This window comes from Bacteroides cellulosilyticus (genome assembly GCF_020091405.1).
Lineage (GTDB): Bacteria > Bacteroidota > Bacteroidia > Bacteroidales > Bacteroidaceae > Bacteroides.
The window spans coordinates 5,612,357-5,633,520 of sequence record NZ_CP081903.1 but is presented as its reverse complement, the minus strand read 5'-3'; the positions used below and the strand labels follow the sequence as shown (position 1 = coordinate 5,633,520).

Genomic DNA, 21,164 nt, shown 5'->3' with positions numbered 1-21,164 from the left:
GGTCTAAAGACATTAATGAACGAAATTGTATAACCAAAACAAACTTCAAATGAAAAAGCATAATTTCAATGCAGGACCTTCTATTCTTCCTCGTGAGGTGATTGAGGATACGGCAAAAGCTATTCTTGATTTCAACGGCTCAGGCCTCTCACTGATGGAAATCAGCCACCGTGCTAAGGACTTCCAACCTGTTGTGGACGAAGCCGTAGCACTATTCAAAGAATTACTCAATATCCCCGAAGGGTATTCGGTACTGTTCTTGGGCGGTGGTGCCAGTTTGGAATTCTGCATGGTCCCCTTCAACTTCCTCGAAAAGAAAGCTGCTTACCTGAATACAGGTGTATGGGCTAAGAAAGCCATGAAAGAAGCCAAAGCTTTCGGTGAAGTAGTTGAAGTCGCTTCTTCCGCAGAGTCTACTTATACTTATATTCCTAAGGATTATACAGTGCCAGCTGATGCTGATTATTTCCACATCACGACCAATAACACTATTTATGGTACTGAACTTAAAGAAGACCTGGATGTAAACGTTCCGATGATTGCCGATATGTCTTCCGATATTTTCTCCCGTCCTATCGACGTGTCTAAATATATCTGTATCTATGGCGGTGCACAGAAGAATCTGGCTCCTTCAGGCGTAACCTTCGTTATCGTGAAGAATGACGCTTTGGGTAAGGTATCCCGCTATATTCCTACGATGCTGAACTATCAGACACATATTGACAGCGGTTCTATGTTCAACACTCCTCCGGTTGTTCCCATTTATGCTGCATTGCAGACTTTGCGTTGGATCAAGGCCCAGGGTGGTGTGAAAGAAATGGAACGCCGTGCCATAGAAAAGGCAGATATGCTGTATGCTGAAATCGACCGCAACAAGATGTTCGTAGGTACAGCCGCACAAGAAGACCGTTCACGCATGAACATCTGCTTCGTGATGGCTCCCGAATACAAAGAACTGGAAGCTAACTTCATGAAGTTTGCTACAGAAAGAGGTATGGTAGGTATCAAGGGACACCGTTCAGTGGGTGGTTTCCGTGCATCTTGCTACAATGCTATGCCGAAGGAAAGCGTACAGGCTTTGATTGACTGCATGCAGGAATTTGAGAAACTTCATTAATAATATTTTATTCACCACAGAGTACACAGAGGTCACAGAGGATAATTAATAAAAACTCTGTGTATTCTGTGTCCTCTGTGGTGAGTCTTTTTTTAATATCATAAGAATCATGAAAGTATTAATTGCAACCGACAAACCGTTCGCTAAAGTAGCTGTAGACGGTATTCGCAAAGAAATTGAAGCAGCAGGTTATGAACTTGCCTTGTTGGAGAAATATACAGAGAAAGCCCAGTTGCTGGACGCAGTGAAGGATGCCAATGCCATCATTATCCGTAGCGACATTATAGATGCCGCAGTATTGGACGCTGCAAAAGAACTGAAGATTGTAGTACGTGCAGGTGCAGGTTACGATAATGTAGACCTGGAAGCTGCCACTGCTCATGGTGTGTGCGTAATGAACACTCCGGGACAGAACTCTAATGCCGTAGCCGAACTAGCTTTCGGTATGATGGTGATGGCTGTCCGCAATATGTATAACGGTACTTCCGGTACGGAATTGAAGGGTAAGAAACTGGGTATTCACGCTTATGGTAATGTAGGTCGCAACGTGGCTCGCATAGCCAAGGGTTTCGGTATGGAAATCTTTGCTTTCGATGCTTTCTGTCCGAAAGAAGTGATTGAGAAGGACGGCGTGAAAGCTGTTGACTCTGCTGATGAGCTTTATTCTGCTTGTGACGTAGTTTCATTGCACATTCCGGCTACTGCTGAAACGAAGAATTCTATCAACTATGCTTTGGTAAATAAAATGCCGAAGGGTGGTGTATTGGTAAATACTGCACGTAAGGAAGTTATCAACGAAGCAGAACTGATTCAGCTGATGGAAGAACGCGGTGACCTGAAATACATGACTGATATCATGCCCGCAGCTCACGAAACATTTGCTGCCAAGTTCGTAGGCCGTTATTTCTCTACACCGAAGAAGATGGGGGCACAGACTGCTGAAGCTAACATCAATGCCGGTATTGCTGCTGCACAACAGATTGTTGGTTTCCTGAAAGACGGTTGCGAGAAATTCCGTGTTAATAAGAAATAAGAATGAATAGTAAAACTGCCTATAAATTTGCAGTTGTCTATCTGACGATAGGTGCTGGTGTTTTTGCACTAAGCAGTATATTCAGAAAAGAACTTTCAGATTTCGCCCTCGGCTTTTGCGAGGGCGTATCTGTTGTGTTGATATTAGGCAGCGCAATCTATTTGATAGTGCATTTCATGAAAAAGAGATCTCAATAATCCATTAAAAACACACCTTGACTTATGGCAATAATTAAACCGTTTAAAGGTATCCGTCCACCGCAGGAGCTGGTGGAGCAGGTAGCTTCCCGCCCGTATGATGTGCTGAACTCAGCAGAAGCACGTGAAGAGGCAAAAGGAAACGAAAAATCGTTGTATCATATCATAAAACCCGAAATAGACTTTCCCGTAGGTACCGACGAACACGATGAATGTGTTTATCAGAAAGCTGCCGAAAACTTCCAGATGTTTCAGGACAAAGGCTGGCTGGTACAGGATGATAAAGAAAACTACTACGTCTATGCGCAGACCATGAATGGGAAAACGCAATACGGTTTAGTAGTAGGTGCCTATGTACCTGATTATATGAACGGCGTCATCAAGAAACATGAGCTGACCCGTCGCGATAAGGAAGAAGACCGTATGAAGCATGTTCGTGTGAATAATGCCAATATCGAACCGGTATTCTTTGCATATCCTGACAATGCTACTCTGGATGCTATTATCGCTCATTATACAGCCGAAAAGCCGGTATATGATTTCATTGCTCCCGGTGATGGCTTTGGTCATACTTTCTGGATTATTGATAAGCAGGAAGACATTGATGCCATTACGAAGGAATTTGCTAAGATGCCTGCTCTTTATATTGCCGACGGACACCATCGTAGTGCCGCCGCCGCTTTGGTAGGAGCCGAAAAAGCTAAGCAGAATCCGAATCATACCGGTGACGAAGAATACAACTACTTCATGGCAGTTTGCTTCCCCGCCAACCAACTGACAATTATTGATTATAACCGCATTGTAAAAGACTTGAATGGCTTGACACCTGAACAATTCCTGACTGCTGTCAGCAAGAATTTTACGGTAGAAGAAAAAGGCACTGAAATCTATAAACCTGCCGGTTTGCATAATTTCTCTCTTTATCTGGATGGCAAGTGGTACAGTCTGACCGCTAAACCGGGTACTTACAATGATAATGATCCGATTGGTGTACTGGATGTTACTATTTCTTCCAACCTTATTCTGGATGAAGTTCTCGGTATCAAAGATCTGCGTTCGGATAAACGTATTGATTTTGTTGGAGGTATCCGTGGTCTGGGTGAGTTGAAGAAACGTGTGGATAGTGGTGAAATGAAAGTGGCTTTGGCACTTTATCCTGTCAGCATGAAGCAATTGATGGATATTGCAGATACGGGCAATATCATGCCGCCTAAGACAACGTGGTTTGAACCGAAACTACGTTCGGGATTGGTGATTCATAAGCTGGATTAAAATATGAAATAAAAAAGTGAAGCGAGGATGTTCCTGCAAAGGATATCCTCGCTTTTTCTTTAAGGGTGATGCTTATTAAAATATCGTTTCCTCATCCAGCGGTCAAAGATAAGGAACAGAGGCATTGCGATAAGTATCAGTAAATAGAATGAGGGAATTTGGATCTTTTCCGTTTCCAGTATTTCGGGGCGGATGAAGGCTTCTCTGATTGTATTACCGAAATAAATCACTAATCCGGCAATGCAGCATCCTATTAAGAATATGGAAGCGGCTATCGTAGCAAACAGCGTTCTTCGTTCCGATTTCTTTTCGCGTAAGCGTATGGCTTCTTCCACCTTCCTCATGGTATGGTAGGCGAAATTGGAAGGTAGACGAAATCCGTTTTCCTCTTTTATGGCTTTTTTCAGCCCTTTGTCTTTTTGTTCTTCGTTCATACTTCCTCTTGTTTTATGAGTACATATATCTTTTTGCGTACGCGATGCAATTTTACTTTTGCATTGCTTTCCGTCAGGCCCAGAATCAGGGCAGTTTCATTCAATGACTTTTCTTCGTAGTAGAACAAGGTAATCAAGGCACGTTCGTCCGAGTTAAGTTTTTCTATGGCTCTGTTTAATCTGATAATCATTTCCTCACTTTCATCATTAAGCGTTTCATCTACTTGTTGGTCGGAAATGTTGGCGAGCAACGTATCATCCATGGCAAAGGTATCGAATTTCTTCTTACGGGTTGCCGAAATCGCCGTATTATAAGCAATGGAATAAATCCATGTTGAGAACGAACTTTCGGCTTTGAAAGAGGAGAGGTGCTGGAACGCTTTCAGAAAAACGTCTTGCGTCAACTCCTCGGCATCTTCCTGATTACAGATGATGCGGGCAATCAGGGAAAAGACCTGTTGACCGTGTTGATTCAGGAAGTATTCGTATAGAGCAGTTTCCCCTCTCAGTATGCGTTGGATAATATGTGTTTCGTTATACTCCATTCTGCCTTTTAGACGCAACTCTTTGTAGGAGGTTACATTATTTCTGAGAAATATTTTTTTCGATGAAATGTGTAACCTTACACAATACACTGCGTCTAAAGTGTACAAAGGAACAAAAATACTAATTTAAAACGAAACGAATATGATGGATTTTATCATGGTGCCTACGATTTTGGCAATTATTACTTTGGGGATTTACAAACTGTTTGAACTGTTTGTATGTAAGAAAGAGCGGTTGATGCTTATTGAAAAAATGGGAGATAAGTATCAACCGGATGTGGCTTGTATGCCGAAACTATATGGTAACTTTTCTTTTTCAGCATTGAAATTAGGATGTCTGTTGGTGGGCATGGGCTTAGGATTGTTGATAGGATTTGTAATTTGCACTTCGGCAATTCCCGGATATTTGGATAAGGATGTGGACAACTGGCGTGTTTATCGTGAGACAGTATCCTTGGTCTATGGAGCTTGTGTACTTTCATTGGGAGGTATCGGGCTTATCACGGCCTTTATTGCAGAGTTGAAGCTTAGTAAAAAATAATCGCTGAATTTTAGGAATTTTCTTATGATAAAAAAGAGTTGTCAGTCATTGGCAACTTTTTTTGTATTGAGGGAGAACCTTAAGGACTATCTGTGTGTTACTATTTTAGTAATAACCTAAACCAGATAACGATATGGATAAAAAAGATGAAAAGGCTCTTGAAGAGAAGAGCAAGATACAAAAAGATGCTGAAGAAACATTACCTGGACGACAATTGGGTTTATATTCCAAAGTCGATAAGAAAGAAGTGCGCAATATGGTTTCGGAGATAAATCCGGATAAGAATAGTTTGGGCAGCAGAGGATAGTTTCGGCTTTATTAACTACCTTTGGATAAGATAAGCTGCATTTCGGCATAACTTTTTCATGCAAGCATGAAAGTTCTGCGCTCAATTTGCATTATCTTTGCAAAACATTAGCCTTTCAGCTATATTGTAATGTATAAAAATTGTAGAACAATGAAGACGAAAAAACGCAGGGATGCCATATCGGCATTCAAGGAAGCGAACCGCTTGATAGAGATGGAACGCAATGGTGGACGTTGGATTGCAAAAGATCGTCCGCATAAGAACAAGAAAAAGTATTGTCGTAAAGATAGTAAGAAAGAGTTGCCACGTATGATCGATGGCAGCTCTTTTGTTTTATATCACTCTTTTTGCTAACTTCGTCCTCTCTAAAATAAAAAAACTATGTTTCGTAAACTTGTAGCAATAGAACCCGTAAGTCTGATTCCGTCAGCAGAAAAAGCACTGCATTCGTATGCAGAAAAGGTAGTGATGTTCCCTGATGTTCCGGCAGGGGATGATGAAATAGTAGCCCGTATCGGAGATGCTGATGCTGTGCTATTGAGCTATACTTCACAAATAAACAGGAGTGTGCTTGAGAAGTGTCCGAATATAAGGTATATCGGTATGTGCTGCTCGCTGTATTCGCCGGAGAGTGCCAATGTAGACATTCGTTATGCGAACGAGCGGGGGATTACTGTAACCGGTATCCGGGATTATGGGGATGAAGGTGTGGTGGAATATGTAGTCAGCGAACTGGTGCGTTGCCTGCATGGATTTGGTCAGGAATCCTGGGAAGAAATGCCCCGGGAGATCACAGGGCTGAAAGTAGGTGTCATAGGATTGGGTAAATCCGGTGGCATGATTGCCGATGCATTGAAATTCTTTGGGGCGGATATCGCTTATTTTGCCCGTAGCGAAAAAGAGGATGCGGCTGCCAAAGGATATCGTTTCTTACCCTTGGGAGAACTTCTTTCTCAGAGTGAAGTCGTTTTCTGTTGTCTCAATAAGAATACAGTCCTGTTGCATGAGGCTGAGTTCGAACAACTTGGAAATAAAAAGATATTGTTCAATACCGGGCTGTCTCCGGCGTGGGACGACCCCGCGTTCGTTAAGTGGCTGAAAGGTGATAACCTTTGTTTTTGTGATACACTGGGAGCTTTGGGTGGAGCACATCTTTTAAGCCATCCACATGTCCGCTGTATGCAGGTATCTACAGGCCGTACCCGTCAGGCGTTTGACCGCCTGAGCGAGAAAGTACTGGCCAATATAGAAGCATATAACCGATAATGTAATCAGAAGAATACAATCGGTGATGTTATGTTAAGCAGGGTGTTCACAACAGACCACCCTGCAATTTCAGCAGTGGCGCTGTACACATCAATTACGGCATGCACCTGATCGTTCTTTATTTCTACTCTTTGAGTGTCTCCCACGAATCCGGGAGTGGATTGCATGGACATTTCCATATTCTCCGGGCCGACGGAGGCCAGTGAAGCAGCAACGGCTACATTGACTTTTGTTGGGAACATGGCTATGGCTTCAGTAGCATTTCCTGAGAAGACAACACGTTGCTCCGTTTGCAATGCCTCATCATATACAGCTGTTCCCTTCAAGGCATCAGGACCTTTTTCATTAAAGAATTTAGCTTTTGCATTTCCCATTAAAGAAGCTGTCCGCAGAACATCGAAACCGCCCGTAGCACCGGAAACGATGTATACACGCGTACCGTTCGCTTTGGCAGTCTCCATCACTTCCTGATAGAAAGCAGTGTCTGCCAGAGCACCGATAGACAAGGTGACGATGGAAGTACCGTTCTTTAGGGCGGGTAATGCAAACTCTTTCATGGCAGCAGGAGAGGCTGCTTCTACCAGATAATCCGGTTTCAGTGCCAGTAAATCTTCCGGGGTTGTACATGCTACGCAGGATTTCCCGTGTTGCTGCATTTTACTAACTATACGTTCAGCTTTTTCTGCTGTACGTGAGTAAACTCCAACTAAATCATATTCCGGCAACAAGCCATTAACAACTGCATCCGAAACTATTCCGGCCAGTCGTCCACATCCGACAATAACTAATTTTTTCATGGAGCAAAGATACCGCTTATTCATATAATCTCCAAAAACACACGATGAGCTTATTCCGTATTTGGGTGGATAGCATAAATGTTGTACTTTTGTGGGAAAGAAGAATCATTTATAACTTATGGGACGAAAAGAAGAATATAAATTGCAGAATGAGCAGTACCTGGAGGCTTTGCGTGCAGAGAATGATATCCGGGAACTGCCTTGCGGAATTCTATATCGGGTATTGGAAGAAGGGAATGGCGGCAATACTCCCCGTTTGAATAGCATCGTAACTGTGCATTATAAAGGCACTTTGATAAATGGCCGCGAGTTCGATAACTCCTGGAAACGGAATTACCCTGAGGCTTTTCGTCTGAATGAAGTCATTGAAGGCTGGCAGATAGCCCTGCAACGAATGCATGTAGGAGATCATTGGATTGTTTATATTCCTTATGCAATGGGGTATGGTACACGTAGCAGTGGCCCTATTCCTGCTTTCTCTACTTTGGTGTTTGATGTCCAGCTATTGGGAATTGCGTAAATACGGACTAGTTATGAAAATACTGATTATCAACGGAAGTCCCCGCAAGCAAGGACATATCTCGAAAATGCTGCAATTGATGGAAACGGAAGCCCGGGCGAATGGTGACGAAGTTACTGTGATTAGAGTGGCTGACCTGCAAATCCGTTCCTGCATCGGCTGCATGAGTTGCCGTGAGAAACTGAAATGTTGTTTGCCTGAGGATGATGCACAACGTGTGCTGAAGCAGATAGAAGAAGCACAAGCACTGATAATCGGCGCTCCCTGCTATTGGGGAAACCTGCCGGGACAACTGAAAGTGATGTTCGACCGCATCGTTTACGGAATGATGGGAGAGACCTCACGAGGTATTCCTATCGGCCTGCATAAAGGTAAAAAGGCAGTTATCGTAAGCACTTGCACTACTCCATATCCTTTCAATATATTCTTTAATCAGACAAGGGGAGTAGTAAAAGCGCTGAAAGAAATCCTGAAATGGAGCGGCTTTAAAGTTGTTTCAGCCATCGAGAAAGGCGGAACGAAACAACATCCCGGACTGACGGAAAGAGAAATGAAACGTTGTCGCGGAGTGATACATAAACTCTGATACGGAGACACACTTTCTTCTAATCATTTACTTCTTGCAAATACACTCGACTGTTTGCTGTATGTTTTTGCGTGCAACTTCCGGTTTCATGGCTTCTTCTAACGATATGAATGGAGGGTTAACAGAGAAGACCCCTTCAAACCCGGCCTGTTGTAATTCATCCGAATCTTCTATATTGCCGGCTAACAGGATTACCGGAATATCTTGTTTCCGGGCTTCAGCAAGTATGCCGGAAGGAACTTTTCCCATCAATGTTTGCCGGTCTGCTTTTCCTTCTCCGGTAATGATCAAGTCAGCGTTTTTTATTTTATTACTGAAGTCAAGAGCTTCCAGCATCAGTTGTATGCCGGGTTTCAGTTCCGCATTCAGGAAAGCCAGCAGACTACCGCCCATACCTCCGGCGGCACCGGCTCCGGGATGATGGGAAATATCTTTTCCCGTCGTATGACGGATGACTTCTGCAAGGTTTTGCAGTCCTGCATCCAATGCCTCCACCATTTCCCGGCCTGCTCCTTTCTGAGGTGCAAAGACATAAGCCGCTCCTTCGGGACCATAGAATGGATTTTGTACATCGCAGGCAACAGTAAATCGGCAACTGTTTAAAGCCGGATGGACAAAAGTGCTGTCTATATGCGCTACTTTTATTAATATTTCTCCACGGCCTGTCCCTACTTCTTTACCCTCCTTGTCTGAAAAATGAAAGCCTAATGCCTGAAGCATTCCTAACCCTGCATCATTGGTTGCACTGCCACCAATGCCAATGATAAAGTTGCGGCAACCACGTTCCAGAGCATCACTAATGATTTCTCCCGTGCCGTAAGTGGTAGTCAGCATCGGGTTTCTTTTTTCCGGCGGAACTAAAGGCAATCCGCTGATGCTTGCCATTTCTATGAAAGCTGTTTCCCCATTTTCGGAAATGCCGTAATAAGTATTGCGCCATCTCATCAATGGATCGTGGGCGGAGATCGGAACTTCCTGACCGTTGGTTGCCGTAATCAGCACATCCAGCATTCCTTCGCCCCCATCGGCTATGGGCAGGCAGATAACTTCACATTCCGGGTATACGGAACGAATACCCTCGGCAGCTGCTTTTCCAGCTTCTGCCGAGGGCAAACATCCTTTAAAGGAGTCAATAGCTATGACTACTTTCTTCATATATTTAGATTTCCTCTATATCTTCTATATCTTCCAGTTTGGCTTCGGTTTTTGCTTCTATCTTTGTCAGTTTCTTGGTGTTGTTGGCAATGACGGCCAATGCGCGATACAACTCGGCAAGCAGACGTGCGAACACCACAATCAGGAAGCCGTATATAGGCATCAGGAAGAACATACCGGAAGGTATCGGCAGTATGTATTTGATTTCATTGGCAGCAAAGATTGCAATAACCATCGAACACAGTGTACCGATGACACCGATATAAAGTCCCAGCCATTCACCCATCGTCTGTGTCAGGTGCGATACAACGGGAATGGCAATGAATTCATTTTCTTCCTGGATAGCTTCTTTCAGTTTGTTTTTCCGGTTCATCCAGAGCAGATAGCTTCCCCATGCTCCTGCGCAAAGGATAATGAACAGCAGAATGAAAGCAAGGATTAATTTCCCTTCGGCATATTTAAAGAAGTCCATCTCGATGACCTTTGCCAGTATAAAAATAGGAAACAGCAAGTTCAATACGGCAAAGATGACATAGAGCCAGCGGAAGGGTTCGCGGAAGAAACGACCATTGTCGATGTAACCCAGCAGAGGGTCGAGAAAGGTAAACAGCTTGTTGTTCATAGTGATAAATGTTACTTATGGGAGGGCCTTGCATGCTAAGATTATCAGTATGAGGCCCTGATACATACTCATAATCAGACTTTTTTCAATGGAATGCGTCGTACTTTTGACAAACTTACGAAAAAACTTCTAAAGTCTGCCTGTTTCGTCTGAAAAAGAGAGAGGATTAGAAACTATTTTCTCATAACAAGAAGAATACTTATCTTTGCAGCATGAGTGAAGATACCTACAAAACCATAAGCGCCCCTTCCGAAGGGATTTACACTGAGAAGCGCAGCAAGTTCATTGCTATCGCTTTGCCCGTGCGTACTGTCGATGAGGTAAAATCGCATCTGGAAGTTTATCAGAAGAAATATTATGATGCCCGCCACGTCTGCTACGCCTATATGCTGGGGCCCGAACGTAAAGATTTCCGCGCCAATGATAACGGAGAACCTTCCGGTACGGCAGGAAAACCTATCCTGGGACAGATTAACTCCAATGAACTGACCGATATACTGATAATCGTTGTCCGCTACTTCGGTGGCATCAAGTTGGGGACGAGCGGACTGATTGTCGCTTATAAAGCTGCTGCTGCCGAAGCGATAGCTGCTGCCGAGATTATAGAAAAAACAGTGGATGAAACGGTGGCCTTCCTGTTTGAATACCCTTTTATGAATGACGTGATGCGCATTGTCAAGGAGGAGGAGCCGGAAATACTGGAACAGTCGTACGATATGGATTGCCGCATGGCGCTTCGCATCCGTAAGTCGATGATGCCGAAGTTGAGGGCGCGTCTGGAAAAAGTTGAGACATTGCGCTTTGAAGAGGATGCGTAATGTCTCAGCTCCCCGGAGAAAATTCCTCCGGTACGTCTATTTCAGAGATAAATCATTATAGTGGATTTTCCGGTGTGTACCATCGCAGAAGGGTTGTTTATAAGAGCGTCCGCAGCGACACAAGGCGATTCTTCCTTTTCGTACCTCTGCTTTTCCCTCCCGGTCTATCAATTTGAAATTGCCTTCTACAATAAATGGTCCGTTGGGTGTAGCCGTGATGGCTACTGTATTTTCTTCTTTTTCCATATCATCGTTTTTTTTAATGTTATACGTTTCAAATAAAACGTTTGCATATGGAAATAGTTTATCCATTCACTTTTTTTGTATGGATTTCCTTATCTTTGTGCGCACTTATAAATAATATATAGATATATGGCATTCGAAGCAACAAAGCGTGAGTTGGGCGAACTCTACACATTTTTTCGCCTGTTGGCAGATGGAAAAGTTTCATTGGGTACACCGCAAGCCCGGAAGGTTGAAACGGAGAGTTGGCCCGTGGCACTGATACAAAGAGAAGAACATGACGGTACGCGTCGTTACTATATAGAACAGGAAAATGTTCGCATTGTCAGTGGTACGGTGGAGAATGATAGTACTTTTTCTGTGGCTGATAAAGAAGAACAGAACATTCCCCGCGAAGACTTTGGCGAGGCGGCAGAGCTGATACTTGAATTGCTGAAAACGACTGTCGGTTCTGATATGATTGAAGTTCCCGAAGGTCTGGAAGGTTTTCTGGATGCCATCAATATCTACGATTTGGAGGCGAAGACGGAAGACCGGACGGATTTCTCTGTTGCCTTCTGGCACGTTGAAGCACCGTTGACGGGATTTAATGTCCGTTGCCGCCTCAGTTCGATGAACCCGTTGCTGGATGGCGGACGCACGGCAAACCTGAAACTGGAACAGTCGGGCATTAAGTTTGCTACGCCTACGGTGAATAAGATAAATGCCTTGCCGGAGTCTCCGACGGAAGTGACTGAGCGTATGCTGATGATTGAGCGTCTGGGCGGAGTACTGAAATATTCGGATGTGGCGGACCGTGTGTTCCGTTGCAACCTGCTGATGATTGATTTGCACTTCCCCCGTATGTTGGCGGAGATGGTGCGCATGATGCACCTCGACGGAATTTCCCGTGTTAGCGAACTGACGGAGCGCATTAAAGAGATAAATCCCCTGAAGATAAAAGATGAACTGATAAACAAACATGGTTTCTATGAGTTTAAGATGAAACAGTTCTTGTTGGCACTTGCTTTGGGCATGCGTCCGGCAAAGATTTATAACGGTACGGACTCAGCCGTAGAAGGCATTCTGCTGGTAAATGCGGAAGGGGAGGTGCTTTGCTATCATCAGTCGGAGCGCCGCACGTTTGCCGATTTTCTTTACCTGAACACTCGTTTCGAGAAAGGCTCGGTAGATAAGGATAAGTACGGTTTCCTTGAAAAAGAGAATGGTGTGTATTATTTCAGACTGAATGTAAAGATTGGGTTGACAAAAAAATAATGAGTATGAATGAGATTTTAAAGACCATCAAGTCGCGTCGCAGTGTGCGCGCTTATACGGAACAACAGATTTCGCAGGAAGATTTAAGCACCATTCTGGAAGCGGCAACCTATGCCCCCAGTGGTATGGGACTCCAGACGTGGCATTTCACCGCTATTCAGAATGGCGCTGTGCTGGAAGAACTGAACGAAAAGATTAAAGGCGCTTTTGCCAAGAGCGACGAACCCCGTTTGCAGGAACGCGGACATAGCCGGACGTATTGTTGTTATTATCATGCTCCTACACTCGTCATTGTTTCCAACGAACCGACACAGTGGTGGGCAAGCATGGATTGTGCCTGTGCCATGCAGAATATCTTCCTTGCAGCCAAGTCCCTCGGCATCGGTTCCTGCTGGATAAACCAGTTAGGACAAACTTGTGATGATCCTGATGTGCGTGCTTTCCTTACGAAGCTGGGCATCCCCGAAAATCACCGCGTATATGGTTGTGCCGCTTTAGGCTATGCCGCTGCCGCCCCGATGAAGGAAAAGAAGTTGGCGGAAGGTACTGTGACGGTTATTAAGTGATACTGAACGTTCCCTTGTTCTCTATATTTACTCTCGTTTGCTGAATATATTTGTCATCTGTTGTTCTGCATAGAGGTATGGGATAAAGATGGCCGGATTGAATGTTTTGCCATCTTGCGGAGCTTGATGGAAAAGAATGCAGGGAATCCGTATTATGAAAATGCAAAAAGAAAGCATATGGGGAGAATGAAAGGAATATTGTATGGTGATATTCCTGTAAATGCTTCCCTATGTCTGTATATGGTGAAATTCCAATCAAATGGGCTTTAAGAGGATGATTGGGATGCTTCGAAATGTAGCGGATAAAACCTCTTTCAGAGGAAGATTTCCCCATGTTTTGGGTAAGAATTGCCTTATATCCGATGGGGCTACACCCTTTTAAGCACATGACTACACCCTTTTGGGCATATGGTTACACCCTTTTTGCTGAATGGTGTAGCCCTTTTCAATCCCGTATCTCCCCTGTCAATGTCCGTTTCCACCGATGGGAACGACCGTTTCTTGTAGTGTACTGAATAAGTTGACACTTCAAAAATCGAAAATAAAGATGAAATATTCGAAAAAGAAGTACAACTATTACAGTGATGATGAACGAATGTCTTATATTCGTGAATATTTATCAAGTCCCGAGAGCAAATCTCAGTTTTGTAAGCGTAACGGCTTTTGTGCCAAGCTTCTTACTTATTGGCTTAACAAGTATCAAATGGAAGACAAAGTTATGGGTATATCACCTAAACCGGTAAATAGCGATGCTATTGATTCTAGTATTTCTGAGCTCCAGAAAGAACTATCGCTATTGCGTGCTGAGAACCGTAAACTTCATCGGGCTCTTGCTGATGAGAGTTTACGTCATGAGGCGTGCGAAGAACTCATCAATCTTGCTGAATCCACGTATCATATCAAGGTACGAAAAAACTCCGATGCCAAGTAATCGACACCTTGTCACAGAGGCACTCAACCCGACGCAAACATGGTTGTATAAAGTTCCTCTGTGATTACTTCGGCATAACCCGACAAGGTTATTACAAGCATGTGAACCGGCATTTGGAGGTTGATATCCTTACCACAAGCATCGTGTTGTACTGCAAGGAACTGTTGGAACTCATGCCCAAAGCTGGTATGCGCGAGTTATACGCCTGCTGCGTGAGTAAGTTTGGACCAAAGATGGTTATCGGTCGTGATCGTTGTTATGACATTTTTCGCTCCAATGGTTTGTGTCAACGTACAAGTCGCAAGCGTCCTAAAACAACGAATTCGAACCATAATTACTATATCTACCCCGATCTGTTGAATGTTACACCCAAATTTGTCGCTACGCGATTGGGCGCTATGGTAGTGGCGGATATAACCTACGTAAACACCGGTCAGGGCTGGGCTTACCTCTCGTTGCTTACCGATGCGGCAAGTCGTGCCATCGTGGGATATGCGCTTTACAAAACTCTTGAGACGGAGGGACCCTTGAAAGCTTTGGAGATGGCAATATCATTCTATGAGAAGTATCACATAGACATGAGCACTCTTATTCATCATTCCGACCGGGGTGTCCAGTATTGCTCAAATAAATATGTAGAGAGGCTTAAAGAGCATCAAATCAACATCAGTATGACGCAGTGTGGTGATCCTTTGCATAATGCATTGGCTGAAAGAATGAACAACACCATTAAAAACGGTTGGCTATTCGACTGTGATGATGAGAGCTTCGAGCAAGTAAGCAAGCGCATTGAAGATGCTGTATATGTATATAATCATGTGCGGCCTCATCAAGGGATAAACATGAGGACACCTATGGAAGTGCTCAGAGAAACGGTAGAATTTACAGCATAATACCCGCTCGTCGGGACGGGTGGTCCCGCCCCTTGCCGCTAGGGCGATCCCCGACCGAAGAGTTTTTGTTTGTTGGCAACATTACATTTTCCTGAAAAAGGCTTGCGTAAATAAAGGAAGATGCATAAATTTGCAAGCACCAACAAAAGACAACTAAAATAGGAATAAGAAAAACAAAAGTAAACCTGTTTAGATATTAAAGTATATTGAGTAAACTAATCCAGTTATAACAAACGAAGTTGTCAACTAAAACCAGTACACATCATCTGCTCGTGGGAATTCCAGTTTCCTCTAATGGGGACGGACGTTTCTCTTAATGGAAACGGCAGTTTCTCCTTATGGGAACGCTCGTTTCCTATGTGTAGAAAACTACAATTGCCTGTTTTCTAATTGATTATGAAAGTATCTGTAAGGTGCTGAAAAGCCATGCGAAGCTGCGGGGTAAATCGGGAGCCGATGGACGAATAAGTACTGGATAAAAGACAATATGAGGAAAAGTCATAACAATAACGAAAGGACTTTTCTTCGTATGTTTACCCATCGTTGACGTAGCGAATCACTCTTGCCGTTTTCTTTCCCCACTATACAGCACAAGAAGGTGTTCATAAAAATGCCCGCAGGGGAGGCGGCAGTCAGGTAATTAATGAATTATACATGAAGCAATTTCGTATAATTCCGTCGCCTCGCCCTGTGGGCTCCCTCTTTTCACAAAGCGGGTTGAAATAAAGCCATATTTCGATAAGAATTTACTTCATTTATCTCTGCATATCAATGATACCGCTGTCCGTATCGCTATTGTTCAATCCCTTGTTTCCGGCTTTGTGTTTGCGGCCGAACTCAAACGTATAGCCTACACGGAGTATGAACATCTGCCCCGTCTCCTTCACAAAAGTTTCCGAACGGAAGGGAGCCACCTCACTGATGCGTTCTTTTCCCACCTTATAATTATTGGTGAAAGGAAACAGAACACCGATCCCTGCCTGAAAGTTCTGCTTGGCATACATTGCCATAAATGCGGTCTGATTCTCATTCTTCTTAATGGTTTCACCAAAGAAGTTATTCTGCACCTTCCGGAACTGCCCGAGCAAGGAGAACCCTTTGTATTGCAGTTGCGCCATCACACTGTAATAGAATTCATCGTACGTGTGACTGTATTCCAGCCCCTCCGACCAACTGCGGGTATATCCTCCCGAAGCATAAAGCGTCAGGAAATCTTTCAGCCCGAACAGCGTTGCGCCATTGGTACCAATCATCAGTTCCGCATTCAGGCTTTGGAACGACCGTTGGTTTTCATCTTTCAATATCAGTTTCCCGTCCTCAACGAAGATACTTTCCATGATGGGACTGTCGTAATACTGGTGGCGCACGCTCAGATTGGCATTGAACTGCTTCTTCGAATAGCTGTAAGACAAAGAGTTCGTGAACTGCTGATATGTTTTCAGCAACGGATTACCACGAACTATCTGTATCGTATCTATAGCCTGCTCCACATCCGTCAACGAACCAAGCGACGGTATGGCGGGACTGATATTGAACCGGTAGCGCAGGAAGCCCGCTTTCTTCAAATTGTAACTCAATCGCACGGTAGGCGTGAAGGTATAGTAAGCATGGTCTTCGTCGCTTTCCTTGAACCAGGCGCGCGTCATGCCCACACTACCCGCATAACTGAAATCCTTCACCTTGCCCTGCACCTCAAAGAAAGCGGAAGTCTGCGACTGGTCCATTTTCGAAGTAGTGGGGTTGGAACCTTTGTACTCATTTTCCGTCCTCATCTGATAGTGGCGGGCACCGCCGCTTAGTTTTACATCCTTGAAACTCTTTTCATAAATGGCCTCACCGATGATGGAGCGTTTGTCGCCATCCACCAGTGTCTGAATATCCGCCAACGGTGTATTCTCGTTCTTGTACTCCTTATATTTACGGTTGTTCTTGGTGTGGATAAGCGTTCCCGTCACATTCATCTGTATGCTTTGCTGATGGGGTAGGGTGTGCTGGAAGTAAAGGTCGAGTGCCGGAGAATAACTGGACGTATGGTTGTTGACGTACGAATAGATGGACTCTGTGCTGCCCACTGCCCACATCCGGTTCAGTTCATTTTGATAGGGAGTGTTGTTGAGGTTATTGCGAAAGATGGCGTTGAATACATACTTGTCCGCTTTTGTCAGATTGTAAGTCAGATTCAGGTTGTTGATGAAACTGAGTGCGGGAGATTCGTCTTCGATACCTTCCTTGATGCGGTCGATGGTACGGTCGCCCAAATAGAAAGTTTCGTGAGATTCGAGGCGGCTGTGGTATTTGCCATTCTTGTTGAAGTAGTCGATGCCCCATTCGGAGTTCTTGTAGTTGAACTTCGCACTCAGGAAATTCTCTCCCCACAGGGTATGGGGTGAGTCGGAAAGCTGGAAGTTTACCACACCACCCGTTTCGCGGCGACGCAGGATAATATTGACTACGGCACCCAGTTCGTCGTCACCGTATTGTTTGCCGGGGTCTTCAATGAACTCCACGCGCAGCACGTCTTTGGCTCTGACGGCGGCTATTTCCTTGTCCGTCACCTTAATGCCGTTGATGCGGGTTTGCACGGCTCCGCCGCCGCTGACGCTCATGCTGTTGCTCAAGTTGTCCACTTGCAGGCGGGCGATGCCGAGATTGTTCAGTAGGTCGTAGGCGCCGAACGAGCGTTTCAGCTGGCTCTCGGTGGGCAGGATAATCTGACGGTCCACGCGTTGAAGCACATTGCTGGCGGATACGGTCACTTCACCCAGACTGACAGCGTCTTCCTGCAACTGCACGTCGCCCAAGTCGAGGTTGTTGTTCAGTTTCAGCAGGATGACTTCACTTTGATAGCCGATAAAAGTAATGGCGAGGCGGTAGTTGCCCGCCTTGATTTTATTGAGGGCAAACTTACCCTGTGTGTCCGAAGTCACTCCGGTCACCAGAGTGGAGTCCGTGGTCCATAGCGATACATTGGCGGCTATGATGGCTTCTTGCGAAGTATCCGTAACACGTCCTTTGATTGTGAGGGTCTGTGCCTGCGTACTGAGTACGGAGAGGACAGCCAGTAGTAAAAATAGTTTTGTTTTCATATTCGTTCCTGTTAGTAGATTACTGTTTGATTAGAGATGTAAAAGGCACTCCTCCCTGTTAGGGAAGATTCTATAGCTTGTATTTCAGATGTTTATACTTTCGGCGTCGAGGCTGTAAAAGTTAAGACTGTACAGCGGAATTCAGTTCGTACATCAGAGTAAAAACTTTGACTATGATGAGTACGAAGATGAGTCCGAAGGTAATCAATAATGCTGTCTTTGCGTATCTCTTCATGAACTGCTGTTTTTAAGTTTATTATATCGTTCTGTTATTTCATCTATGCTGATGCCAAGCAGGTCCATAATGTTGAACAGGTCGGCAAGCTGGTTTTCAAAGAATTCTTTCTTCTGTATCTTCATCACTTTCTTCATGGCATCCTTTGAAAGAAAGAAGCCCATGCCCCGTTCGGGATAGATAATGTCCTCCGCTTGCAGGTATTCGTAGGCTTTCAGCACGGTGCGCGAGTTCACGGCAAGCTGCGTGGAAAGCTCCCTGACCGAGACTATTCGTTCGCCCGCCGTCCACTCACGGGTGAGTATCTTGCTGAAACAGAAGTCTACAATCTGTTGGTATATCGGTTTATTGGTCTTGAAGTCCATAGCTTACAGTTGTTTTTCTTTGAGCAGGAAGTAACTCGATATCCATATTCCGATGCTGAACAGGACAGGGGTGCCGTAGTTGCAGAAAGCAATAATGGCTTCTGACGTGCTGCTTATCGGGAAATTATAGATGGGATAGGCTATGTTTGCTATCCAATATCCATGGCTGTCGGCAGGTTCCCACAATGTCATTGAGAGTATAATCCCGAAAATGAGAATGAAGCAGGAACACAAAACGATGAAAGAATTTATCAGCTTCTGGCGTTTGAAGGCTATGCATCCGAGGAAAAAAGTTCCTTGCATCAAGCTGCATGACAGTATCTGGTCTTTTTCTATCAGGTGAAATTCAATGTGGCTGCCGAAGTGTTGTAGGTAGTCAGTGCCTGAGAGTATTAGTAACCCTTTTATGCTTGTTATCAGCAAGAAACAGAACAGCGGGAGTACGAGTAGATACTTCATCCACAAGTGCAGGAACTTCTCAAAAACGGAAGCGGGCATCAACAGGTATAGAGTGGAGGTCTGTTTGGTGATATTTATCTCCAACAGGCAGGGGGCGATGCAGAGAAACCACAGCACGTAGCGGCTGAGGGAGAAAGCCTGTGTATGTTCGATGTAATAGCTTGAGCCTTTGTTGATATCATACATCATGCAGAGAAGACAAATGCCCAGCACAATGCCGGCACTCCAAAGCAAGTGTCGGCCGGTTTCCTGTTTCTTGTACTGTTCCAGCAGGAAGAAACGTTTCAGGTTGAAGGTTGCATTCATATTCTTTGTTTATTTGAACATTGATTTTATCTTTTCCGGCACTTGCAGCACTGCTTTGTACAGCAGTTCTATATCCGGTGTATTTTCTTCTTCCTCTTCATTAGGCAACACGGAGAAATATCCGGGTAATTCCTGTTCGCTGTAAATGCTGTCTTCGGGCAGACTGTCTGTCCGGGCAAAGAGGAGGCGCTGGCTGATTTCGTCCAATGAACGGTTCAGTAAGACTTCGCTTTCGCCGAGGATGATGAGGTGATCCAGCAGGTTCTCGAAGTCGTGTGCCTGATGGGTGGAGATGAGGAGCGTACTGTCATCATCTATGCTGCGGCTGATGATACGTTTCAGAGCTTGTCGGGATGTGATGTCCAGTCCGTTTGTAGGCTCGTCGAGTATCAGGAGCGGGGTATGTAGTGCAAAGGCATATGCCAGCATCGCCTTTTTTTGCTGACCGTAGGAGACTGCGGATAGTTTCTGCTTCCTGTCAATCTTCAGTTCTTCAAGATTCTGTTCAAACTCTTTGTAGTTGAAGTGAGGATAGAAAGCGGAATGCCGTGTGGCAAAAGCGGAAATGCTTTCGGAAGGCATCTGCATTTCTTCGGGCAGAAAGAAGTAACGGCTCAATAAGGCGGGTTCTCTTTTTGCCGGATTCATCCCATCAATGCTGCATTCTCCTTTCCAAGGAAAAAGTAGTCCGCAAAGGAGATGTATCAGTGTGGTTTTACCTACACCGTTCTCTCCCAGAAGTCCGTATATTCCGTTGCCTATCTCCAAAGATATGTCATTGAAAATAGGACGGTTAGACTTGTAGCCGTAGCTGATGTTTTCTATCTTTATCATAGTTTCTTAAGTGTTGCACTGATGTACAACACTGCAAACGTAAGGGAAGCTGAGGAGAAAAACAAGGAAGAGGGAGGATTATTAATATATTTTAGCAGTGGGTAGTGACTATAAAATCAGCCACACCGCCATCATGTGGCACACCGAACCTCCCAATACGAAGAAATGAAATACAGAATGCATATAGCGCTGCCGGAAAGAGTAAAACACTGCTCCGGTGATGTAACAGATGCCTTCACCAATCATCCAGTAGCACGTTCCTGCGGCAACGGCATATAGAGGTTTGAAGGCAACCAGTACGGACAGCCCCATAACGATGAAGCAGATTGTCTCTACATTGCTATGTTCCTCCATTTTGCGGAAACTCACGATGGTGCCGATGATGGCACATAACCAGACAAAACCGAATAATCCCCATCCCCAGGCACCATTCTCGCGTAGTGCAATGAGCGTGACGGGTGAATAACTGCCCGCAATATGCCAGTAAATGGCCGCATGGTCCCAATTCCGCAATCGCTTTTTCCAGGGATTATGGTATTTCAGCGCATGGTAGAGGGTAGAGGCAACGTAAGAGCCGAGCATGCCGAAAAGATAGAGCCAGATGCCGAATACAGCCCAGAAGTTTCCACTCTGATAACTTTTTACGAGAAATATTGTACCGACAATAATCCCCATCAGGATGCCTGCGGCGTGCGAGAGGGTATTTATTCTCTCTTCGGCTTTCGTATAGAAAAGTCCGTTTTGTTTCTTTTTCCGGGTGATGCTCATTTATAAAAGTG

Annotated in this window: 26 protein-coding genes; 15 read left to right on the top strand and 11 right to left on the bottom strand. The window is 44.7% G+C overall.

The window, feature by feature from the left end:
• The first annotated feature begins 49 nt into the window (after positions 1–49).
• The 4 genes from serC (at position 50) to K6V21_RS21595 (ending at position 3,619) form a co-directional block, all read left to right on the top strand.
• The gene (gene serC, locus K6V21_RS21610; RefSeq protein WP_224319837.1) at positions 50–1,117 is read left to right on the top strand and encodes a 3-phosphoserine/phosphohydroxythreonine transaminase; all 1,068 of its coding nucleotides are present in this window, start codon (positions 50–52) and stop codon (positions 1,115–1,117) included.
• A gap of 109 nt (positions 1,118–1,226) precedes the next feature.
• On the top strand, positions 1,227–2,150 hold the full coding sequence (locus K6V21_RS21605; RefSeq protein ID WP_007213644.1) for an NAD(P)-dependent oxidoreductase: 924 nt from the start codon (positions 1,227–1,229) through the stop codon (positions 2,148–2,150).
• A 2-nt stretch (positions 2,151–2,152) separates the two neighbouring features.
• Complete coding sequence (locus K6V21_RS21600) at positions 2,153–2,347, top strand: hypothetical protein (RefSeq protein ID WP_224319836.1); 195 nt, start codon at positions 2,153–2,155, stop codon at positions 2,345–2,347.
• Positions 2,348–2,371: 24 nt separating this feature from the next.
• Complete coding sequence (locus tag K6V21_RS21595; RefSeq protein WP_224319835.1) at positions 2,372–3,619, top strand: DUF1015 domain-containing protein; 1,248 nt, start codon at positions 2,372–2,374, stop codon at positions 3,617–3,619.
• Between the two features lie 59 nt (positions 3,620–3,678).
• Here K6V21_RS21595 and K6V21_RS21590 read toward each other — a convergent pair whose 3' ends face one another.
• Entirely contained in the window at positions 3,679–4,053 is a 375-nt protein-coding gene (locus tag K6V21_RS21590; RefSeq protein WP_224319834.1) for a hypothetical protein, read from the bottom strand.
• On the bottom strand, positions 4,050–4,598 hold the full coding sequence (locus K6V21_RS21585; protein ID WP_224319833.1) for an RNA polymerase sigma factor: 549 nt from the start codon (positions 4,596–4,598) through the stop codon (positions 4,050–4,052). The genes K6V21_RS21590 and K6V21_RS21585 overlap by 4 nt, the downstream gene beginning before the upstream one ends.
• Positions 4,599–4,740: 142 nt before the next feature.
• Between K6V21_RS21585 and K6V21_RS21580 the strand changes: the two genes are divergently transcribed.
• The 4 genes from K6V21_RS21580 to K6V21_RS21565 all read left to right on the top strand — a co-directional run bounded on the left by K6V21_RS21580 (position 4,741) and on the right by K6V21_RS21565 (position 6,712).
• Positions 4,741–5,139, top strand: coding sequence for a DUF6249 domain-containing protein (locus tag K6V21_RS21580; protein ID WP_224319832.1), 399 nt, complete (start codon positions 4,741–4,743; stop codon positions 5,137–5,139).
• A 133-nt stretch (positions 5,140–5,272) separates the two neighbouring features.
• Positions 5,273–5,446 carry a hypothetical protein gene (locus K6V21_RS21575; RefSeq protein WP_167332539.1) on the top strand — a complete coding sequence of 58 codons (174 nt, stop codon included), beginning with the start codon at positions 5,273–5,275 and terminating at the stop codon, positions 5,444–5,446.
• 150 nt (positions 5,447–5,596) lie between these two features.
• The gene (locus tag K6V21_RS21570) at positions 5,597–5,800 is read left to right on the top strand and encodes a hypothetical protein (protein ID WP_224319831.1); all 204 of its coding nucleotides are present in this window, start codon (positions 5,597–5,599) and stop codon (positions 5,798–5,800) included.
• 27 nt (positions 5,801–5,827) lie between these two features.
• On the top strand, positions 5,828–6,712 hold the full coding sequence (locus tag K6V21_RS21565; RefSeq protein ID WP_149925653.1) for a D-isomer specific 2-hydroxyacid dehydrogenase family protein: 885 nt from the start codon (positions 5,828–5,830) through the stop codon (positions 6,710–6,712).
• Positions 6,713–6,717: 5 nt separating this feature from the next.
• On the opposite strand, the gene K6V21_RS21560 is transcribed toward K6V21_RS21565, so the two are convergent.
• Positions 6,718–7,509: an aspartate dehydrogenase domain-containing protein gene (locus K6V21_RS21560; protein ID WP_224319830.1), complete on the bottom strand. Its 792-nt coding sequence runs from the start codon at positions 7,507–7,509 to the stop codon at positions 6,718–6,720.
• A gap of 118 nt (positions 7,510–7,627) precedes the next feature.
• On the opposite strand from K6V21_RS21560, the gene K6V21_RS21555 reads away from it, so the two are divergent.
• The gene (locus K6V21_RS21555) at positions 7,628–8,029 is read left to right on the top strand and encodes an FKBP-type peptidyl-prolyl cis-trans isomerase (RefSeq protein ID WP_118465699.1); all 402 of its coding nucleotides are present in this window, start codon (positions 7,628–7,630) and stop codon (positions 8,027–8,029) included.
• A gap of 13 nt (positions 8,030–8,042) precedes the next feature.
• Positions 8,043–8,615 (top strand): flavodoxin family protein, encoded by a 573-nt coding sequence (locus K6V21_RS21550; protein ID WP_044267021.1) that lies wholly within the window; start codon positions 8,043–8,045, stop codon positions 8,613–8,615.
• Positions 8,616–8,642: 27 nt separating this feature from the next.
• Here K6V21_RS21550 and K6V21_RS21545 read toward each other — a convergent pair whose 3' ends face one another.
• Positions 8,643–9,770, bottom strand: a complete 1,128-nt coding sequence (locus K6V21_RS21545; RefSeq protein ID WP_224319829.1) for a glycerate kinase — start codon at positions 9,768–9,770, stop codon at positions 8,643–8,645.
• A gap of 4 nt (positions 9,771–9,774) precedes the next feature.
• Complete coding sequence (locus K6V21_RS21540) at positions 9,775–10,392, bottom strand: hypothetical protein (RefSeq protein ID WP_224319828.1); 618 nt, start codon at positions 10,390–10,392, stop codon at positions 9,775–9,777.
• Between the two features lie 212 nt (positions 10,393–10,604).
• Here K6V21_RS21540 and K6V21_RS21535 point away from each other — a divergent pair, with 212 nt between their 5' ends.
• Positions 10,605–11,210, top strand: a complete 606-nt coding sequence (locus K6V21_RS21535) for an IMPACT family protein (protein WP_217713672.1) — start codon at positions 10,605–10,607, stop codon at positions 11,208–11,210.
• A gap of 36 nt (positions 11,211–11,246) precedes the next feature.
• Here the strand turns inward: K6V21_RS21535 and K6V21_RS21530 are convergent, their stop codons facing one another.
• The gene (locus K6V21_RS21530; RefSeq protein ID WP_217713673.1) at positions 11,247–11,456 is read right to left on the bottom strand and encodes a CDGSH iron-sulfur domain-containing protein; all 210 of its coding nucleotides are present in this window, start codon (positions 11,454–11,456) and stop codon (positions 11,247–11,249) included.
• 126 nt (positions 11,457–11,582) lie between these two features.
• On the opposite strand from K6V21_RS21530, the gene K6V21_RS21525 reads away from it, so the two are divergent.
• From K6V21_RS21525 to K6V21_RS21510, 4 genes are all read left to right on the top strand, one after another.
• A complete protein-coding gene (locus K6V21_RS21525; protein ID WP_224319827.1) occupies positions 11,583–12,710 on the top strand; it encodes an HpaII family restriction endonuclease in 1,128 nt (375 codons plus the stop codon).
• Positions 12,710–13,276: a nitroreductase family protein gene (locus K6V21_RS21520; protein WP_217713675.1), complete on the top strand. Its 567-nt coding sequence runs from the start codon at positions 12,710–12,712 to the stop codon at positions 13,274–13,276. Before K6V21_RS21525 ends, K6V21_RS21520 begins: the two co-directional genes overlap by 1 nt.
• Before the next feature lie 547 nt (positions 13,277–13,823).
• Complete coding sequence (locus K6V21_RS21515) at positions 13,824–14,207, top strand: transposase (protein WP_224319826.1); 384 nt, start codon at positions 13,824–13,826, stop codon at positions 14,205–14,207.
• Between the two features lie 8 nt (positions 14,208–14,215).
• On the top strand, positions 14,216–15,100 hold the full coding sequence (locus K6V21_RS21510; protein WP_254888453.1) for an IS3 family transposase: 885 nt from the start codon (positions 14,216–14,218) through the stop codon (positions 15,098–15,100).
• Positions 15,101–15,855: 755 nt separating this feature from the next.
• Here the strand turns inward: K6V21_RS21510 and K6V21_RS21505 are convergent.
• From K6V21_RS21505 to trhA, 5 genes are all read right to left on the bottom strand, one after another.
• Positions 15,856–18,186, bottom strand: coding sequence for a TonB-dependent receptor (locus tag K6V21_RS21505; RefSeq protein WP_224319825.1), 2,331 nt, complete (start codon positions 18,184–18,186; stop codon positions 15,856–15,858).
• A 231-nt stretch (positions 18,187–18,417) separates the two neighbouring features.
• Complete coding sequence (locus tag K6V21_RS21500) at positions 18,418–18,786, bottom strand: GntR family transcriptional regulator (RefSeq protein WP_224319824.1); 369 nt, start codon at positions 18,784–18,786, stop codon at positions 18,418–18,420.
• Between the two features lie 3 nt (positions 18,787–18,789).
• Positions 18,790–19,551, bottom strand: coding sequence for a hypothetical protein (locus tag K6V21_RS21495; protein ID WP_224319823.1), 762 nt, complete (start codon positions 19,549–19,551; stop codon positions 18,790–18,792).
• Between the two features lie 9 nt (positions 19,552–19,560).
• Positions 19,561–20,385 carry an ATP-binding cassette domain-containing protein gene (locus K6V21_RS21490; RefSeq protein ID WP_224319822.1) on the bottom strand — a complete coding sequence of 275 codons (825 nt, stop codon included), beginning with the start codon at positions 20,383–20,385 and terminating at the stop codon, positions 19,561–19,563.
• Between the two features lie 108 nt (positions 20,386–20,493).
• Complete coding sequence (trhA, locus tag K6V21_RS21485) at positions 20,494–21,153, bottom strand: PAQR family membrane homeostasis protein TrhA (RefSeq protein WP_224319821.1); 660 nt, start codon at positions 21,151–21,153, stop codon at positions 20,494–20,496.
• Between the last annotated feature and the right edge of the window lie 11 nt (positions 21,154–21,164).

Coding starts and splice junctions, on each gene's coding strand:
- serC (WP_224319837.1), top strand. CDS start 50: ATGAAAAAGCATAATTTCAATGCAGGACCTTCTATTCTTCCTCGTGAG.
- K6V21_RS21555 (WP_118465699.1), top strand. CDS start 7,628: ATGGGACGAAAAGAAGAATATAAATTGCAGAATGAGCAGTACCTGGAG.
- K6V21_RS21570 (WP_224319831.1), top strand. CDS start 5,597: ATGAAGACGAAAAAACGCAGGGATGCCATATCGGCATTCAAGGAAGCG.
- K6V21_RS21515 (WP_224319826.1), top strand. CDS start 13,824: ATGAAATATTCGAAAAAGAAGTACAACTATTACAGTGATGATGAACGA.
- K6V21_RS21575 (WP_167332539.1), top strand. CDS start 5,273: ATGGATAAAAAAGATGAAAAGGCTCTTGAAGAGAAGAGCAAGATACAA.
- K6V21_RS21585 (WP_224319833.1), bottom strand. CDS start 4,598: ATGGAGTATAACGAAACACATATTATCCAACGCATACTGAGAGGGGAA.
- K6V21_RS21580 (WP_224319832.1), top strand. CDS start 4,741: ATGATGGATTTTATCATGGTGCCTACGATTTTGGCAATTATTACTTTG.
- K6V21_RS21490 (WP_224319822.1), bottom strand. CDS start 20,385: ATGATAAAGATAGAAAACATCAGCTACGGCTACAAGTCTAACCGTCCT.
- K6V21_RS21600 (WP_224319836.1), top strand. CDS start 2,153: ATGAATAGTAAAACTGCCTATAAATTTGCAGTTGTCTATCTGACGATA.
- K6V21_RS21500 (WP_224319824.1), bottom strand. CDS start 18,786: ATGGACTTCAAGACCAATAAACCGATATACCAACAGATTGTAGACTTC.
- K6V21_RS21595 (WP_224319835.1), top strand. CDS start 2,372: ATGGCAATAATTAAACCGTTTAAAGGTATCCGTCCACCGCAGGAGCTG.
- K6V21_RS21525 (WP_224319827.1), top strand. CDS start 11,583: ATGGCATTCGAAGCAACAAAGCGTGAGTTGGGCGAACTCTACACATTT.
- K6V21_RS21550 (WP_044267021.1), top strand. CDS start 8,043: ATGAAAATACTGATTATCAACGGAAGTCCCCGCAAGCAAGGACATATC.
- K6V21_RS21605 (WP_007213644.1), top strand. CDS start 1,227: ATGAAAGTATTAATTGCAACCGACAAACCGTTCGCTAAAGTAGCTGTA.
- K6V21_RS21535 (WP_217713672.1), top strand. CDS start 10,605: ATGAGTGAAGATACCTACAAAACCATAAGCGCCCCTTCCGAAGGGATT.
- K6V21_RS21565 (WP_149925653.1), top strand. CDS start 5,828: ATGTTTCGTAAACTTGTAGCAATAGAACCCGTAAGTCTGATTCCGTCA.
- K6V21_RS21495 (WP_224319823.1), bottom strand. CDS start 19,551: ATGAATGCAACCTTCAACCTGAAACGTTTCTTCCTGCTGGAACAGTAC.
- K6V21_RS21545 (WP_224319829.1), bottom strand. CDS start 9,770: ATGAAGAAAGTAGTCATAGCTATTGACTCCTTTAAAGGATGTTTGCCC.
- K6V21_RS21530 (WP_217713673.1), bottom strand. CDS start 11,456: ATGGAAAAAGAAGAAAATACAGTAGCCATCACGGCTACACCCAACGGA.
- trhA (WP_224319821.1), bottom strand. CDS start 21,153: ATGAGCATCACCCGGAAAAAGAAACAAAACGGACTTTTCTATACGAAA.
- K6V21_RS21590 (WP_224319834.1), bottom strand. CDS start 4,053: ATGAACGAAGAACAAAAAGACAAAGGGCTGAAAAAAGCCATAAAAGAG.
- K6V21_RS21505 (WP_224319825.1), bottom strand. CDS start 18,186: ATGAAAACAAAACTATTTTTACTACTGGCTGTCCTCTCCGTACTCAGT.
- K6V21_RS21560 (WP_224319830.1), bottom strand. CDS start 7,509: ATGAAAAAATTAGTTATTGTCGGATGTGGACGACTGGCCGGAATAGTT.
- K6V21_RS21520 (WP_217713675.1), top strand. CDS start 12,710: ATGAGTATGAATGAGATTTTAAAGACCATCAAGTCGCGTCGCAGTGTG.
- K6V21_RS21540 (WP_224319828.1), bottom strand. CDS start 10,392: ATGAACAACAAGCTGTTTACCTTTCTCGACCCTCTGCTGGGTTACATC.